At 69.1% G+C, this 14,286-nt stretch carries 13 protein-coding genes; 5 read left to right on the forward strand and 8 right to left on the reverse strand.

Going from position 1 to position 14,286, the window contains the following annotated elements:
- Positions 1 to 44 precede the first annotated feature (44 nt).
- Both AC1DK4_RS00405 and AC1DK4_RS00410 read right to left on the reverse strand, forming a co-directional pair.
- Positions 45 to 677 (reverse strand): flavin reductase family protein, encoded by a 633-nt coding sequence (locus AC1DK4_RS00405; RefSeq protein WP_441614915.1) that lies wholly within the window; start codon positions 675 to 677, stop codon positions 45 to 47.
- 76 nt (positions 678 to 753) lie between these two features.
- A complete protein-coding gene (locus tag AC1DK4_RS00410; protein WP_441614917.1) occupies positions 754 to 1,440 on the reverse strand; it encodes a GntR family transcriptional regulator in 687 nt (228 codons plus the stop codon).
- 73 nt (positions 1,441 to 1,513) lie between these two features.
- Between AC1DK4_RS00410 and AC1DK4_RS00415 the strand changes: the two genes are divergently transcribed.
- From AC1DK4_RS00415 to AC1DK4_RS00430, 4 genes are all read left to right on the forward strand, one after another.
- Positions 1,514 to 2,278, forward strand: a complete 765-nt coding sequence (locus tag AC1DK4_RS00415; protein ID WP_441614919.1) for an enoyl-CoA hydratase/isomerase family protein — start codon at positions 1,514 to 1,516, stop codon at positions 2,276 to 2,278.
- Between the two features lie 61 nt (positions 2,279 to 2,339).
- Positions 2,340 to 3,311 carry a Bug family tripartite tricarboxylate transporter substrate binding protein gene (locus AC1DK4_RS00420; protein WP_477131354.1) on the forward strand — a complete coding sequence of 324 codons (972 nt, stop codon included), beginning with the start codon at positions 2,340 to 2,342 and terminating at the stop codon, positions 3,309 to 3,311.
- A gap of 20 nt (positions 3,312 to 3,331) precedes the next feature.
- Positions 3,332 to 4,495: a CaiB/BaiF CoA transferase family protein gene (locus AC1DK4_RS00425; protein ID WP_477131355.1), complete on the forward strand. Its 1,164-nt coding sequence runs from the start codon at positions 3,332 to 3,334 to the stop codon at positions 4,493 to 4,495.
- A gap of 425 nt (positions 4,496 to 4,920) precedes the next feature.
- The gene (locus tag AC1DK4_RS00430) at positions 4,921 to 6,348 is read left to right on the forward strand and encodes an NCS2 family permease (RefSeq protein ID WP_441614925.1); all 1,428 of its coding nucleotides are present in this window, start codon (positions 4,921 to 4,923) and stop codon (positions 6,346 to 6,348) included.
- Positions 6,349 to 6,587: 239 nt separating this feature from the next.
- Here AC1DK4_RS00430 and metC read toward each other — a convergent pair whose 3' ends face one another.
- From metC to AC1DK4_RS00455, 5 genes are read right to left on the reverse strand one after another with little or no spacing between them, the layout of a single operon-like run.
- Positions 6,588 to 7,793, reverse strand: coding sequence for a cystathionine beta-lyase (gene metC, locus AC1DK4_RS00435; protein WP_441614927.1), 1,206 nt, complete (start codon positions 7,791 to 7,793; stop codon positions 6,588 to 6,590).
- Positions 7,794 to 7,824: 31 nt separating this feature from the next.
- On the reverse strand, positions 7,825 to 8,682 hold the full coding sequence (locus AC1DK4_RS00440) for an amino acid ABC transporter ATP-binding protein (protein WP_441643280.1): 858 nt from the start codon (positions 8,680 to 8,682) through the stop codon (positions 7,825 to 7,827).
- Positions 8,669 to 9,475 carry an amino acid ABC transporter permease gene (locus AC1DK4_RS00445; RefSeq protein ID WP_441614931.1) on the reverse strand — a complete coding sequence of 269 codons (807 nt, stop codon included), beginning with the start codon at positions 9,473 to 9,475 and terminating at the stop codon, positions 8,669 to 8,671. Before AC1DK4_RS00445 ends, AC1DK4_RS00440 begins: the two co-directional genes overlap by 14 nt.
- Entirely contained in the window at positions 9,462 to 10,208 is a 747-nt protein-coding gene (locus AC1DK4_RS00450) for an amino acid ABC transporter permease (protein ID WP_441614933.1), read from the reverse strand. Before AC1DK4_RS00450 ends, AC1DK4_RS00445 begins: the two co-directional genes overlap by 14 nt.
- Positions 10,208 to 11,065 (reverse strand): transporter substrate-binding domain-containing protein, encoded by an 858-nt coding sequence (locus AC1DK4_RS00455; RefSeq protein ID WP_441614935.1) that lies wholly within the window; start codon positions 11,063 to 11,065, stop codon positions 10,208 to 10,210. Before AC1DK4_RS00455 ends, AC1DK4_RS00450 begins: the two co-directional genes overlap by 1 nt.
- A 317-nt stretch (positions 11,066 to 11,382) precedes the next feature.
- Here AC1DK4_RS00455 and AC1DK4_RS00460 point away from each other — a divergent pair, with 317 nt between their 5' ends.
- Complete coding sequence (locus tag AC1DK4_RS00460) at positions 11,383 to 12,387, forward strand: tripartite tricarboxylate transporter substrate binding protein (protein ID WP_441614936.1); 1,005 nt, start codon at positions 11,383 to 11,385, stop codon at positions 12,385 to 12,387.
- A gap of 166 nt (positions 12,388 to 12,553) precedes the next feature.
- Here AC1DK4_RS00460 and AC1DK4_RS00465 read toward each other — a convergent pair whose 3' ends face one another.
- Positions 12,554 to 14,272, reverse strand: a complete 1,719-nt coding sequence (locus AC1DK4_RS00465) for a rhodanese-like domain-containing protein (RefSeq protein ID WP_441643281.1) — start codon at positions 14,270 to 14,272, stop codon at positions 12,554 to 12,556.
- Positions 14,273 to 14,286: the final 14 nt, after the last annotated feature.

Consider the following 14,286-nt stretch of genomic DNA (forward strand, 5'->3'; position numbering starts at 1 on the left):
TGGGATGCATCGCAGCAAGGCCTGCCCGCGGTTGCCGACCGCCCTCAGCGCGGGCGGCGCATGCGGAACAGCGCCTCGGGCCCGATCTCGAAGTAGTCTGCCGGCCCGCCGCCGCGCAGGATCGGCCGGGCCGCGGCCGTGTCGTAGATGCCGTCCTTCAGGAGCGTCCTGTCGACGTGCACGCCCACCACTTCGCCCAATACCAGCCAGGTCGGCACCTTCTGGCCATCGACGCCTTGGAGCTGGATCAGCTGCGTGAGCCTGCACTCGAAAGAGACCGGGCTTTCCGCCACGCGGGGCACCGCGACCGCGCGCGAGGCGGCAGGCGTCAGCCCGGCCAGCGTGAACTCGTCCACCTCGGGCGGCACCGCTGCGCAGCTGGCGTTCATGGGATCGGCCAGCGCGCGCGTGGCGAGGTTCCAGCAGAACTCGCCGGTCTGCTCGATATTGCGCACGCTGTCCTTGTAGCCGACGCTGGAGAAACCCACGATGGGCGGCGTGTAGTTGAAGGCGTTGAAGAAGCTGTACGGCGCGAGGTTGACGACGCCATCGGCGGCGCGCGACGAGATCCAGCCGATCGGGCGCGGCCCGACGATGGCGTTGAAGGGATCGTGCGGCAGGCCATGCCCGCGCGCGGGTTCGTAGAAGTAGAAGTCGTCGGACACGGAGCGGGACATCCGGGAAAACTGCGTTGAAGACGGCACCGGGCGGCACGGGTGCAGCCCGGCAAGCTCCCTGCGATGCTACCAGTTGTCAGCGCAGCGCGTGCTGCGGCGCGGTAGCCTCGTCGTATGCGTCCTGCGCCAGCAGCACCAGGTCTGCAATCGCCTTGCCGCCTGCGGAGATATGCGCGCGCATGGCGGCCGCGGCCGCGTCCGCATCGCCCGCCAGCACGGCGGCCACGATCACGCCGTGCTCCTGGAAGGAGCTCGGTACGCGCGCCGCGTTGATCAGCCCGCGCTGGCGCCAGTAGATCGCCAGGCGCCGGCGCAGCATGCGGATCTGCTCGGCCAGGTAAGGGTTGGCGCAGGCGTGGTAGAGCACGTCGTGGAACTCGCGGTTGGCCTCCACATAGCCCGGCGTGTCGGCCGCCTCGACATACCCGCGCCCTTGCTCGAAGGCGGCCGACAGCGCCGCCCTGCCCGCCTCGGTGATGCGCTGCGTGGCCAGCCGCGCCACCACGCCCTCCATCTCGGCCAGCGTCTCGAACATGGCCACCAGTTCGGCCACCGTGGGCTTGTGCACGAAGATGCCGGCGCGCGGGGCGATCGTCACCAGGCCCTGCGCCGCCAGCATCAGCAAAGCCTCCCTCACCGGGGTGCGCGAACTGTCGAACTGCTCGGCCAGGGCGCGCTCGTCGAGCTGGGAACCGGGCTTGAGCGTGCCGGCGTGGATCTGCGCTTCGATGGCCTCGCGGACGCGGTCCTGGAGCGACTGCACGGGTAAACCTCGATTTGACGGTTCTTTGGGCATATCTAGAATCAGTTTCAATATATCTAAACAACGATCTTATATGCAAATCCACGGCGAACCGCGGCTCCGCATCGAAAAAAGCGTAGCGACAATCACTCTTGACCGTCCGGAAGTGGCCAATCGACTGAATCCGCACGATCTGCAGGTATTGCGCGAGCATATCAACTCCGTCAACGCGATGGAGAATGTCCTGGTGCTGCGCTTCACGGGCACCGGCAAGTACTTCTGCAGTGGCTACGACATCGGTTCGCTCGGCAGGGCCGACACCGCCGGCGCGCCGGCCTTCGGCGAGCTGATCGACCTGATCGAAGCCGCGCGCCCCATCACCATCGCCGCGGTCAACGGCGGCGTGTACGGCGGCGCCACCGATCTCTGCCTGGCCTGCGACTTCCGCATCGGCGTGCCCCATTGCGACATGTTCATGCCCGCCGCCAGGCTTGGCCTGCACTTCTACCGCGGCGGCCTGGAGCGCTATGTGAGCCGGCTCGGCGTGGATACCGCCAAGCGCCTGTTCCTGACTGCCGCGCGCCTCGATGCCGACGAGATGCTCGCAACCGGCTTCCTGACCGAAATCGTCGCCGCCGACGCGCTGGCGCCGCGCGTGGACGAACTCAGCGCCACGCTCGCCGGCATGGCACCCCTCGCGCTGCTGGGCATGAAACAGGCGCTGAACCAGATCGCGCGCGGCGCGCTCGACGTGGCGGCGCTCGCACACGCGATCGCACACGCCGAGGCATCGGCGGACCTGCGCGAAGGCGCAGCCGCGTGGCGCGAGAAGCGGCCGCCCGTGTTCACGGGCAGGTAGTCGCCCGCGCATGCGTCAACGCGCGCGGCGCACGGAACATACAACAACACCGGAGACAAGCATGACCAAGCGGCACCCGACCTTGCTGTTCCTGATGGCCTTCTCGCTGGCCGGCCCCGCGCTGGCGTCGGACGCATTCCCGTCCAGGCCCGTGCGCATCGTGATCGGCTTTCCCGCCGGCGGCGGCGCCGACAATGTGGCGCGACTGTACGGCGATGCCCTGTCGAAGGAGCTGGGCCAGCCGGTCATCATCGACAACAAGCCCGGTGCCGGCACCACGATCGCCGCGGAGGCGGTCGCCAAGGCGCCGCCCGACGGCTACACGCTGTATATCGCCACCGCCAGCGTGATGGGCGGCGACAAGGTGCTGTACAAGAACATCCGCTACGAGCCCGCGGACTTCGCGCCGGTCACGCGGCTGACCGTATCGCCGCTGCTGCTCGCGGCCAACAAGGCGTCCGGCATCGGCAGCGTGCGAGACCTGCTGGCAAGGGCCCGGCAGYATCCCGGCTCGCTCAACTATTCGTCGTCGGGCAATGGCGTGATCACGCACCTGGCCGGCGTGCAGTTCGCCAGGCTGGCCGACGTGCAACTCACCCACGTGCCCTACAAGGGCGGCGCGCCGTCGGCACAGGCGGTAGCCGCCGGCGATGCGCAGTTCACCTTCGCCACGCCGGCATCGGTGCAGGCCGTCATCGATACCGGCAAGGTCGTCGGCATCGCGGTGACGTCGGCCAGGCGCTCACCCGTGCTGCCCAACTATCCCACCATCGCGGAAGCCGGCATCAAGGGCTACGACGTGACCAACTGGTACGGCCTGTTCGCGCCGGCGCAGACCCCGCCCGCCGTGATCGAGAAGCTGTTCGCGGCCTCGGCAAAGGCGCTCTCCAGGCCCGAGTTGCGCGCGCGGCTCGCAAGCCGCGGCGAAGAGGTCTCGCCATCCGCGTCGCCGGCGGAATTCAAGCAGTTCGCGCTGCGCGAAGGCAAGACCGTGACCGAACTGACGCTGAGCAGCGGCGCCCGCATCGACTGAGTTTCTTCAAAAGGATCGCCATGAATCGCAATGCCGCAGACCTCCCGCTCGCGGGCTTTACCGTAGTGGACCYGACCCGCGTGCTGGCCGGGCCCTACTGCACCATGATGCTGGCCGACCTCGGCGCGCGCGTGATCAAGATCGAGAACCCCGAGGGCGGCGACGACTCCCGGCATGTGGGGCCCTTCGTCGACGGCGAGTCGGCTTACTTCGCCTCGGTCAACCGCAACAAGGAATCGATCGCGCTCGACCTCAAGTCGCCGCGCGACCGCGCCGTGCTGAGCGCCATGATCGCCGGCGCCGATGTACTGGTGGAAAACTTCCGCGCAGGCGTGATGGAGAAGCTTGGCTTCACCTGGGAAGCGCTGCACGCGGCCAACCCGCGCCTGGTCTACGCGTCGATCTCGGGCTTCGGCCAGACCGGCCCCTACCGCGACCGCCCTGCCTACGACATGGTGGTGCAGGCCATGGGCGGCCTGATGAGCGTGACCGGGGAAACCGCCGGCAACCCGGTGCGCGTGGGCGTGTCCATCGGCGACCTCGGCGCGGGACTGTATGCGGCCATCGGCATCCAGTCGGCGCTGCTCAAGCGCAGCCGCACCGGGCTGGGCGAGCGCGTGGATATCGGCATGCTCGACTGCCAGGTGGCGCTGCTGGAGAATGCCATCGCGCGCCACGCGGCCACGGGCGCCGTGCCCGCGCCGCTGGGCACGCGCCACCCGTCCATCACCCCCTTCGACATGTTCAAGAGCGGCGATGGCTTCATCGTCATCGCCGCCGGCAACGACAACCTGTTCCAGAAACTCTGCGCCGCGCTCGGCGACGCGGCGCTGGCCGCCGATCCGCGCTTCGCCACGGTGGCGGCACGCAACCAGCATCACGCCGAGCTGAAGGCGGGCCTCGAGGCATGCCTGGCGCATGCCGACACCGCAACCTGGTCTGAGCGGCTGGAAGCCGCCGGTGTGCCGCACGGGCCGCTGCAAAGCGTGGCCGACATCGTGCGCGACCCGCACGTGCAGGCCCGCGGCATGCTGCTGGAGGCGAGCATCGGCGCGGGGCGCCCGATCACGCTGGCGGGCAACCCGGTCAAGGTCGGCACCGGCCTGCCACGGGGCGGCTTCGCCCCCGCGCCCAGGCTAGACCAGCATCGCGAGGCCCTGCTCGCCGAGTTCGCAGGTACCTGAGCAAACCGGCGCGCCAGATTGCCGGCCGCGCCCATATCGCAAGCGGCCCGCCCCCCTCTCCCGTGAAGCCGGAGAGGGGGAGGCAACACGCGCCAACGACGCCGCCACCGCACACCGCCGCTTCCCCGCACGGCACACACCTCCCTCATACAAGAATCGCAATGCCCGCCATGCGCGGCCGATTATGGGAAAGCGCCGCGCCTCCCTTAGTCTTCGCCATGCCGGACCACTTCGGCCAGCACGGAGTGGCGAACAAGTGGCCGGCATCGGCGTACCGCAGGCAACGCAGTGCAGCACGCGACACAGGCAGCCCCGGCTTGTGCACGTCTTCCTGCCTGCCCGGCAACGACAAAGATAAAGCGAGACAGCCTGGGTGCGAGTGGCAGAGCCACCGCCCCAGCGCACCACAAAGGAGACACTCCGCCATGCTTGAGCAGCCGTTCCCCGGCCGTGCCGCCGCCCCCGGCACCGACGCCCTCGAAGCCAAGGCCATCGACGCGATCGATGCGATCGAAGCCATCGAGGTCAAAGGATTTCTCGACAGATACTTCCAGATCAGCGCGCGCGGCAGCACCGGCCGCCGCGAAGCCGTGGCTGGCGTGACCACCTTCATGGCCATGGTGTATTCCGTCTTCGTGGTGCCGGGCATGCTCGGCAAGGCGGGATTCGACACCAGCGCCGTGTTCGTCGCGGTATGCCTGACCGCGGCCTTCGGCTCGCTGCTGATGGGTATGTGGGCGCGACTGCCGATCGCCATCGGCTGCGCCATCTCGCTGACCGCGTTCACCGCCTTCGGGCTGGTGCTGGGCCAGGGCCTTTCGCCCGCCGTGGCGCTCGGCGCGATCTTCCTGATGGGCTTGGTGTTCACCGCCATCTCCGTCACCGGCGTGCGCTCCTGGATCCTGCGCAACCTGCCGGCCGGCGTGGCGCACGGCACGGGCATCGGCATCGGCCTGTTCCTGCTGCTGATCGCCTCGAGCGAAGTCGGGCTGGTGGTCAAGAATGCCGGCGCCGGCCTGCCGGTTTCACTGGGCAAGATCACGGCGTTCCCGGTGGTGATGTCGATCCTCGGGCTGGCCGCCATCTTCGGGCTGGAGCGCCGCCGCGTGCCGGGCGGCATCCTGCTGGTGATCGTCGCCATCTCCGCGCTGGGCCTGGCCTTCGACCCCGCAGTGAAGTTCGCAGGCGTGTTCGCGCTTCCCGCGCTGAGCGCGCCCGGCCATGCCTCGCTGATCGGCGCGATGGACATCAAGGGTGCCTTGTCGCTGGCCGTGCTGCCCAGCGTACTGGCCCTGGTGATGACGGCCGTGTTCGATGCCACGGGCACCATCCGTGCCGTGGCCGGACAGGCCGGCCAGCTCGACGAGAAAGGCCAGATCCCCAACGGCGGGCGCGCGCTCACCACCGACTCGCTCAGCTCGATCTTCTCGGCGGTCTTCGGCGGTGCGCCCGCCGCGGCCTACATCGAATCGAGCGTGGGCGTGGCAGCCGGCGCCAAGACGGGCCTCGCCGCCGTGGTGGTCGGCCTGTTGTTCCTGGCGGTGATCTTCTTCTCGCCGCTGGCGGCGCTGGTGCCGTCCTACGCCACCGCGCCCGCGCTGATGTACGTTGGCCTGCTGATGCTCAGCAGCGTCAGCAAGCTGCATATGGACGATTTGGTCGACGCCATGGCCGGCCTGGTATGCGCGGTCTTCATCGTGCTGACGTGCAATATCGTCACCGGCATCATGCTGGGCTTCTGCACCCTGGTGATCGGCCGCATCGTGGCCGGCGAGTTCCGCAAGCTGAACGTCGGCACGGTGGGCATTGCGCTGGCGCTGGCGGTGTTCTACGCAGGGGGCTGGGCCATCTGAGCGCAACCTGGGCGCCATCCGGGCGCCACTTGGTGCGACTGCGCGGGCCGGATGCGCCCGCGCCGCTCCCCTGCCACAGGAAAGCACAGGAAAGCACGCGAAAGCACACGAAAGCGTACTGGAGGCCAGTGCACGATGACACTGGCTTCTTTGGAAGCGGGCGACACCCGTGCCCGCTTCTCTTTTTGACCGTATCGACCACGGCGCTGCGCAATGCATCGCCAGGGCGCTCAGGCCGGTCAGGCCACCTTGAGCGGCCGCGCCGGCAGGCCTTGCGCCGCCGCCAGTCCCTGCGCCAGATCCGCGATGAGATCCTCCACCGCCTCCAGCCCCACATGCAGCCGGATCACCGGTTCCGTGCCGCGCCAGTATGAATGCTCGGCCAGGCGCTCCGGCGCCGCCACCTGCACCAGGCTTTCGTAGCCCCCCCATGACGCGCCCAGCCCGAACAGGCCGAGCGCATCCACCAGCGCGTTCGCCGACGCCGCATCGGCTCCCGGCAGCGTGAACGACACCAGCCCGTTAGCGCCCGAGAAATCGCGCCGCCACAGCGCATGGCCCGGGTCGGACGGCAGCGCGGGATAGAACACGCGGCCCACGGCCCCGTGGGTTTCCAGGTACTGCGCCACCGCCAGCGCGTTGCGCTCGTGCTGGGCCAGGCGCACCGCCAGGGTGCGGATGCCGCGCAGCGCCAGGTAGGCATCGTCGGCGCTGATGGCCAGGCCGAAGCCGTCGTAGGTCTCGGCGATACGGCGTGCCAGCGCCGCGTCCTTCACCACCACCGCGCCCTGCATCAGGTCCGAATGGCCGCTGACGTACTTGGTCGACGCCAGGATCGAGATATCCACGCCCAGCACCAGCGGCTGCAGCAGATGCCCCGAGGCCCAGGTATTGTCGGTGGCCACCAGCACGCCGCGGCGCTGCGCGATCTGCGCCAGGCGCGGCAGGTCGAGCACCTCGTAGAGCAGCGAGCTGGGCGACTCCACGTATAGCAGCCGCGTATTGGGGCGGATCAGTGCCTCGACATCGTCGTGCGACGGCGAGAAATAGGTCAGCTCGATGCCCAGGCGGCGCAGCAGCGATTGATCCAGCCGACGCACCGGCGCATAGACGCTGTCCGCCACCAGCGCGTGATCGCCCGGCGACAGCAGCGCCACGAACACCAGCGAGATCGCCGCCAGCCCGGACGGCGCCAGGAAGGTGTGGCTGCCGCCTTCGAGCGCCGCCAGCGCATCCTCCAGCGCGCGGTGCGTGTCCATGCCCTGGCGCCCGTAGGAGCTGACGCGCTCGCCGCGCGCATGGCGCGCGCGGATTTCGTCATAGGCGGCGCTGTTCTCGAAGCGCACGGTGCTGGCGCGCACCACCGGCACGTTGACCGGCCCGTGGCCGTCGGTGAACGGCGGCGTGCCGGCGTGGATCAGCTGGGTATCGCGATGGTGGCTCATGATGATCAGTTAGGGAGGCGGGTGAGAGTGTTCAGATGGCAAAGCGCAGCTTGTCGAAGCTGGCGACAAAAGGATCGGCGGGCGGGCGCGCCTGGGCGCCGAGCGCGCGGTTGAGGAAGGCGCGCGTGCGGTCGCTGGCCGGCTGGCTGAAGATGCGGCGCGCCGGGCCGTGCTCGACGATCAGGCCGCCCTCGGTGAAATACACCTCGTCGCTGATCTCCTCGGCAAAGCGCATCTCGTGCGTCACCAGCAGGCAGGTCAGGCCCTCGTCCACCAGGTCGCCGATGACAGTCAGGACCTCGCCCACGGTCTCCGGGTCGAGCGCCGAGGTGACTTCGTCGAACAGGATCAGCTCCGGCTCCATCGCCAGCGCGCGGGCAATCGCCACGCGCTGCTGCTGGCCGCCGGACAGCTCGCCGGGATAGGCCGATGCCTTGTCGGCCAGGCGCACCTTGCGCAGCAGCTCGATGGCGGTGGCCTCGGCCTGCGCGCGGCCGCGCCCCAGCACGCGCAGCGGCGCAATGGTGAGGTTCTGCAGCACGGTCAGGTGCGGGAACAGGTTGTATTGCTGGAAGACGAAGCCCACGCGCTTGCGCAGCGCGATGCGCCCGGCCTCACTGCGCAATTCGCGCACCGCCACGTCACCCACGGTGACGCTGCCCTGCTGCGGCTCGAGCAAGCCGGTGATGCAGCGCAGGATGGTGGACTTGCCAGAGCCGGACGGCCCGATGATGGACACCGCCTGCCCGCGCTGCACGTCGAGGTCGATGCCCTTGAGCACCGCATTGCCGCCGAAGGACAGATGCACGTCGCGCAGGGAAACCAGCGGCGCGGCCGGCACGGGCGACGCGGCCAGCGATGGGCCGTCGGCATGTTCAGGCAACAGCATGTTTTTGTTCCAGGAAACGGGTGAAGCGCGAAATCGGGTAGCACCAGGCAAAGAACATCGCCATCACGACGAAGTAGATCAGCACGGTGAAGGCGGTCTGGTTGACGGTATTGCTGGCGATCTGCGCGGTGTCGAGCAGGTCGTGCACGCCCACCAGCGACGCCAGGGCGGTACCCATGGTCAGGGTGGCATACAGGTTCATCCAGGGCGGCAACATCCGCCGCACGCACTGCGGCACGATCACCAGCCGCAGGATCTGGCGGCGCGAGAACGCCATCGAGCTGGCGGCCTCCCACTGCGTGAGCGGGATCGACTGCACCGCGCCGCGCAGCACCTCGGCCACATTGGCGCTGGCCGGCAGCGCCAGCCCCACCACCACCTTGAGCCAGTCCGGGAACGGCACGATATGCCGGCCGAGGTTCAGCTCGAACGGGAAGACGTAGGTGGCGAAATAGATCAGCACCAGCCACGGCGCGTTGCGGAACACCTGCACATAGAGCTGTGCGGGCCGCGACAGCAGCCTCGCCGGCGACAGCCGCAGCGCGCCCACCAGCAGCCCTGCGGCCGTGCCCAGCGCGATCGCCAGTACGCTGACGCCGATATTGACCAGGAAGCCGCGCACCAGCGCCGGCGACCACTGCCACGCGCTGGCCAGCGCGCGCGCCAGGTCGGGATGGCGGCTGGCCGCCAGCGCCAGCGCCGCCAGCGGCAGCAGCCACAGCAGGCCGGCGAAGCGGCGCGCGCCCGGCCAGGCAATGCCGGCGCGCGGCAGGCCGGAATCAACGGTTGCCATAGCCGGGCATCCTCAGTCGGAGTTCGAGCCAGTTGCCGGCCTGGCTGACCACCCAGGTCAGYACGCCAAAGAACAGCAGCAACAGCACCATCAGTTCCAGCACGTTGTCGCGCTGGGTCCAGATCATGATCGAGGCGTAGGTGATGTCGCCCACCGCGATGGCCGATGCCACCGCCGTGGCCTTGACCAGCTCCACCGAGTTGTTGACCAGCGCCGGCAGCGCAAAACGCGCCGCCAGCGGCAGCTGCACGCGCCACAGCAAGGTGCGTCGGTCGAAACCCAGCGATGCCGCCGCCTCCAGCGTGACCTTGGGCACCGCTTCGATACCGGCGCGCAGGGCCTCGGCATGGAACACACCCTTGTGCAGCGAAAGCACCACCACCACCCACAGGAACGGCGTGAGCGGGTTGCTGCGCTGCGCATCCTGCAAGGCATGGGTGATCAGCATATTGAGCACCAGGAAGGCGCAGTAAAGCTGCACCAGCGTCGGCGTATTGCGCGTGACCTCGACGAAGGCGCGCGTGGCGCCGGCCACCAGCGGCCTGCGCGAGGTCAGCAAGGCCGCCATGGCCACGCCCGCCAGCAGGCTGCCGGCGAGCGTGCACAGCACCAGCTGCACCGTGACCCAGGCGCCGTGCACGAAGGCGCTGCGGTCATAGGCATCGGCCAGGAACGCGTAGTTCAGTCCGATATGGCGACCGCCGTCGATCAGCGCGGCGATGACGGCATCCATCAGGAGCGGCCGCCCTTGAACTTGTCGTGCAGTTCGCTGAGCGCCGGCGAGGCCGGCTGGATGCCAGCCTTCTTCTCCGTATTGATCAGCCAGCCGGTACGGTGCCAGGTCTGCACCACGCGGTCGATGGCCTGGATGGTGTCCTGCTCGCCCTTGCGCGTCCAGATCACCGTGGGCGCGGGATTCAGCTCGGGCAGCACGATGCGGTAGTTCTGCCATTCGGGATTGCCGCGCACCAGCGGCTGCAGCAGCGTGTTGTCGTGCACGGCGCCGGCGCAGTTGTCGCCGCGCAGTGCCAGCAGGGACTCCGAAGACCCCTTGAAGCCTTTCGGGATGGCGCCGTATTCCACCTGCACCGGGCGCGTATAGCTGCTGCCCTGCGAGATGCACACGGTCTTGCCCCTGAGGTCTTCCCAGCGGCGGATATCGCTTTGCTTGGGCACGATCACGGCGCCGCCGACGCGGTAGTACGGCGTGGGCACGTGGCCAAGCTGCTCGCCGCGCTCGGCGTTGTACTCCATTGCTGCGATCAGCACGTCGACCTTGCCCTGCTGGAGGAACTGCACACGGTTCGACGGCTGGACCTGCACGGTTTCCAGCTCCACGTTGAGCTGCTTTGCAAGGTCCTGCGCCAGATCCGCGTTGAAGCCGACCGGCTTCTGCGTGGCGGGATCGATCGAGCCGAAGGCACTGCCGGACAGCATGATGCCGACCACGATCTTGCCGCGCTGGCGGATCTTGTCGAGCGTGGCGTCGGCATGCGCCGCGCCGGCAACGAAGGTGCCGGCCAGGAAGGCGGCGGCAAAGGCAAGGCGGCGAAGCGGGCGCGGAGGGCGCGGCGAAGCGGTGCGTGTCATGGTGTGTTCGCGTTTTCCGGGATGTTCGGGATGTTCGGGTTGATGTCGTGCGTCGCGCTGGCGGGTACTTGCCGGCCAGCGCGGTCGACAGACTGTACGCAAGCGCGGGCCGCCACGGAACGAATAAAAGAAGCCATCGTTATGCAGCGCGCGTTGCATCTGCGATGGCGCGCGCGCAGCGCGGGGGCGGCGCAGCGCCGCATAACCATGCGCGGAAAGATTCGTTGGCCGCGCCCGGGTGCATTCATAAGCTGTCCCTCCTCTCTTCGCAGCACCTTCCCCGGTAAATCGCCGGGCAACATCCGGGCAACATCACCATGCAACGCCGCACTCTCCTGCGCACCCTATCGAGCCTTGGCGCCGCCGCCGTCGTCGGCACCCCATTCCTGCTCCACGCCCACGCGGCTCCGGCGGACGCTGCCGAATCCTTCCCGGCGCGCCCCGTGCGCATCGTGGTGCCAGTCTCCGCCGGCGGTAGTGCCGACAAGCTGGCGCGCACGCTGGCGCTCAAGCTGAGCGAAAAATGGGGCCAGCCGGTGGTGGTGGAAAACGTGGTGGGCGCCAGCGGCACCCTGGGCGCCGCGCAGGTCGCAAGGGCAAAGGCGGATGGCTATACGCTGCTGCTTGGCGGCGAGGGCGTGACGCTCAACGCGTCGCTGTTCAAGACGCTGCCTTACGACACCGGCCACGCCTTTCGCGGCGTGAGCAAGGCGGTGGTCAATCCGCAGATCCTGGTGACGCGCCCCGACCTGGGCGTGCGCACCTTCCAGGACTACCTGGCGCTGGCGCGCAAGAAGCCCGGCGAAGTGACACTCGGCCTGCCCGGCAACGGCGGCATCGCCCATGTCGCGCACGCGATGCTGTCGCGCCAGGCCGGCATCAAGGTCAACTACATCCCGTATGCGGGCGGCGCGCCTGCCACGGTGGACCTGCTCGGCGGCCATATCGACGCCACCCTCATCACGCTCGCCGCCGTCACTGACTATGTGCGCGCAGGCCGCCTCACCGCACTCGCGGTGACCACGCCCTATCGCTCGAAGGCCTTGCCGCAGGTGCCCACCATGGCCGAGGCAGGGGCCACCGGTTTCGCCGTGGAAAGCTGGCAAGGCCTGATCGCGCCGGCCGCCACGCCCACGCCGGTGGTGGACCGCATCAGCCGCGACGTGGCGGCGGTGCTCAATGTGCCCGCGACCCGCAGCCAGCTCGAAGAGGCGGGCTACGTCGTGGTGGGATCGACCGCGCAGGAACTGGATGCGACGCTGTCGAAGGACCTGCCGAGGTATGCGGCGGCGATCGCGAGTTCGGGGATTTCGTTGCGGTGAGCTTGGTCAGCCGGCCTGGCCGGTGCGCCCGGCTGCCGATGAAGCAGGCTTGCCGCGTGTAGCGCCCCCTCTCCCGCTGCATGGCGCTGCATGGCGCCACATGGCTCTACATGGCTCTACATGGGAAAAGGGGACAGGCATTCGACGCGGCCCACGTCGCGAGCTCTCACACCCCGCGATAGTCGACCAGGTTCACCGGCAGGTCGCCATCGCGCTCGAGCTGGTCCACCAGCCCGATCTCCCAGTTCAGGTAGGCATGCATCTCGGCCTTGCGGCGGACTTCGTCCTCGTACGCGTAAGCGCTATACCAGGCATCTTCATCCCCGCTCAGCACGCGCGCCGCGGCGGCCGAGCCGGCCTGCGCAGGCTCGACGGGCAAACCCAGTGCCTGCCAGCGTGCATTGCCGCCAAGCAGTGCGCGCACATCGCGCGTGCTGGTGCGCCGCAGTTCTGCCGCAACCGCCTGCGCCAGGACGCCGTCGGAGGAGGTGATGACGACCACGTCGGCGCTGCCGGCCCGCTCCAGCACCAGTGCCACCTTTTCCGGCGTGGTGAACCACGCGCCGGGCACGTGGCCGCGGCGGAAGGCCAGGCTGCTGTCCACGTCCGCCACCGTCACGCCGCCATGCGCCTGCAGCGCGGACAGCGAAACCGCTTCGATCCACGGTGCATCCGCCGCCGATGTGCGCAGCACCCGCAGCGGTTCCGGCCCGGCTTCGCGCGGGGCCAGCGGCGCCGGACGGAACAGGAAGACTTCGTGCCCGCTGAACTGGGCCAGCCATGCCGCCGTGGTCTGCGCGCGCACGCCGTCCCAGTCGGCCAGCACGATGCGGGCGCGCCGCGTGCCGGCGTAGGCGTCGGTAGCCTGCACCAGCTGCCCGCCGGGCGCGCTGCGCCAGCCTGGCAGGTGGCCGGCCGCGTATTCCTCCGGCGAACGCACATCGAAGCGGTACAGCGTGCGCTCCCCTGCCTGTTGCTCGAAGGCGGCCAACTGCGCCGCGTCGATGTGGCCCACCCCGGCGCGTTCAGCCACGCGGGCGGCGCGCTCGCGCGCAGCGGCCTGCGCGGCCTCGCCTGGCTGCGGCGCGAAGCGGGTCTGGCCCTGATCGAGCTGGTAGCCGGCCAGCAGCCATGCCATGGTGCCGTCCTTGAGCGACACCACGCGGTTGGGAATGCCGGCATTGATCAGCGTCTGCGCGCCGACGATGCTGCGCGTGCGGCCGGCGCAGTTGACCACCACCAGCGTCTCGGGATCGGGCGCGATCTCGCCGATGCGGTAGACCAGTTCGGCGCCGGGGCAATCCACCGCGCCGGGAATGCTCATGTTCTGGAATTCCGCGAGCGGGCGGCTGTCCACCACCACCACGTTGTCGCCGCGCTGCTGGTGCAGGTGCAGCGCTTCGGCGGTGATCCACGGCGTGTGCAGCTCGTGCTCGATAACTTCGCCGAACGCCTTGCTCGGCACGTTGGTGCCGCTGAACACTTCGTAGCCCGCGGCCTGCCAGCCACGCGTGCCGCCCGCGAGCACCGACACGTCGGTGTAGCCGAAACGCAGCAGCCTGGCCGCCGCCGCGTGGGCGATGTCTTCGGCAAGGTCGGTGACGACGATGCGCGTGCTACGGCGCGGCACCAGGCGGTCGATCAGGACCGCGAGCCGGCCCAGCGGCGCGGGCACGGCGAACAGCAAATGCTCGCGCGCGAAGGCGCCCTCTTCGCGCGCATCCAGCACGGCCAGTTCGCCGCCACCGGCAATGGCGGCCTTGAGCGCCGCCGGGCTGATGAGCGGCTGGCGGATGGATGCGGGCGCGGCGGCGCTGCCGCCGTCGAGGTCGTCGGCAAGGGTCGGGGTCAGGTCGGTGATGGTCATGGCAAGTAGGAATGGCACGGTGCCGCACGGGC

This window comes from Cupriavidus sp. 05N38 (assembly GCF_056397345.1).

Coding starts and splice junctions, on each gene's coding strand:
- AC1DK4_RS00445 (WP_441614931.1), bottom strand. CDS start 9,475: ATGGCAACCGTTGATTCCGGCCTGCCGCGCGCCGGCATTGCCTGGCCG.
- metC (WP_441614927.1), bottom strand. CDS start 7,793: ATGAGCCACCATCGCGATACCCAGCTGATCCACGCCGGCACGCCGCCG.
- AC1DK4_RS00460 (WP_441614936.1), top strand. CDS start 11,383: ATGCAACGCCGCACTCTCCTGCGCACCCTATCGAGCCTTGGCGCCGCC.
- AC1DK4_RS00440 (WP_441643280.1), bottom strand. CDS start 8,682: ATGCTGTTGCCTGAACATGCCGACGGCCCATCGCTGGCCGCGTCGCCC.
- AC1DK4_RS00430 (WP_441614925.1), top strand. CDS start 4,921: ATGCTTGAGCAGCCGTTCCCCGGCCGTGCCGCCGCCCCCGGCACCGAC.
- AC1DK4_RS00415 (WP_441614919.1), top strand. CDS start 1,514: ATGCAAATCCACGGCGAACCGCGGCTCCGCATCGAAAAAAGCGTAGCG.
- AC1DK4_RS00405 (WP_441614915.1), bottom strand. CDS start 677: ATGTCCCGCTCCGTGTCCGACGACTTCTACTTCTACGAACCCGCGCGC.
- AC1DK4_RS00455 (WP_441614935.1), bottom strand. CDS start 11,065: ATGACACGCACCGCTTCGCCGCGCCCTCCGCGCCCGCTTCGCCGCCTT.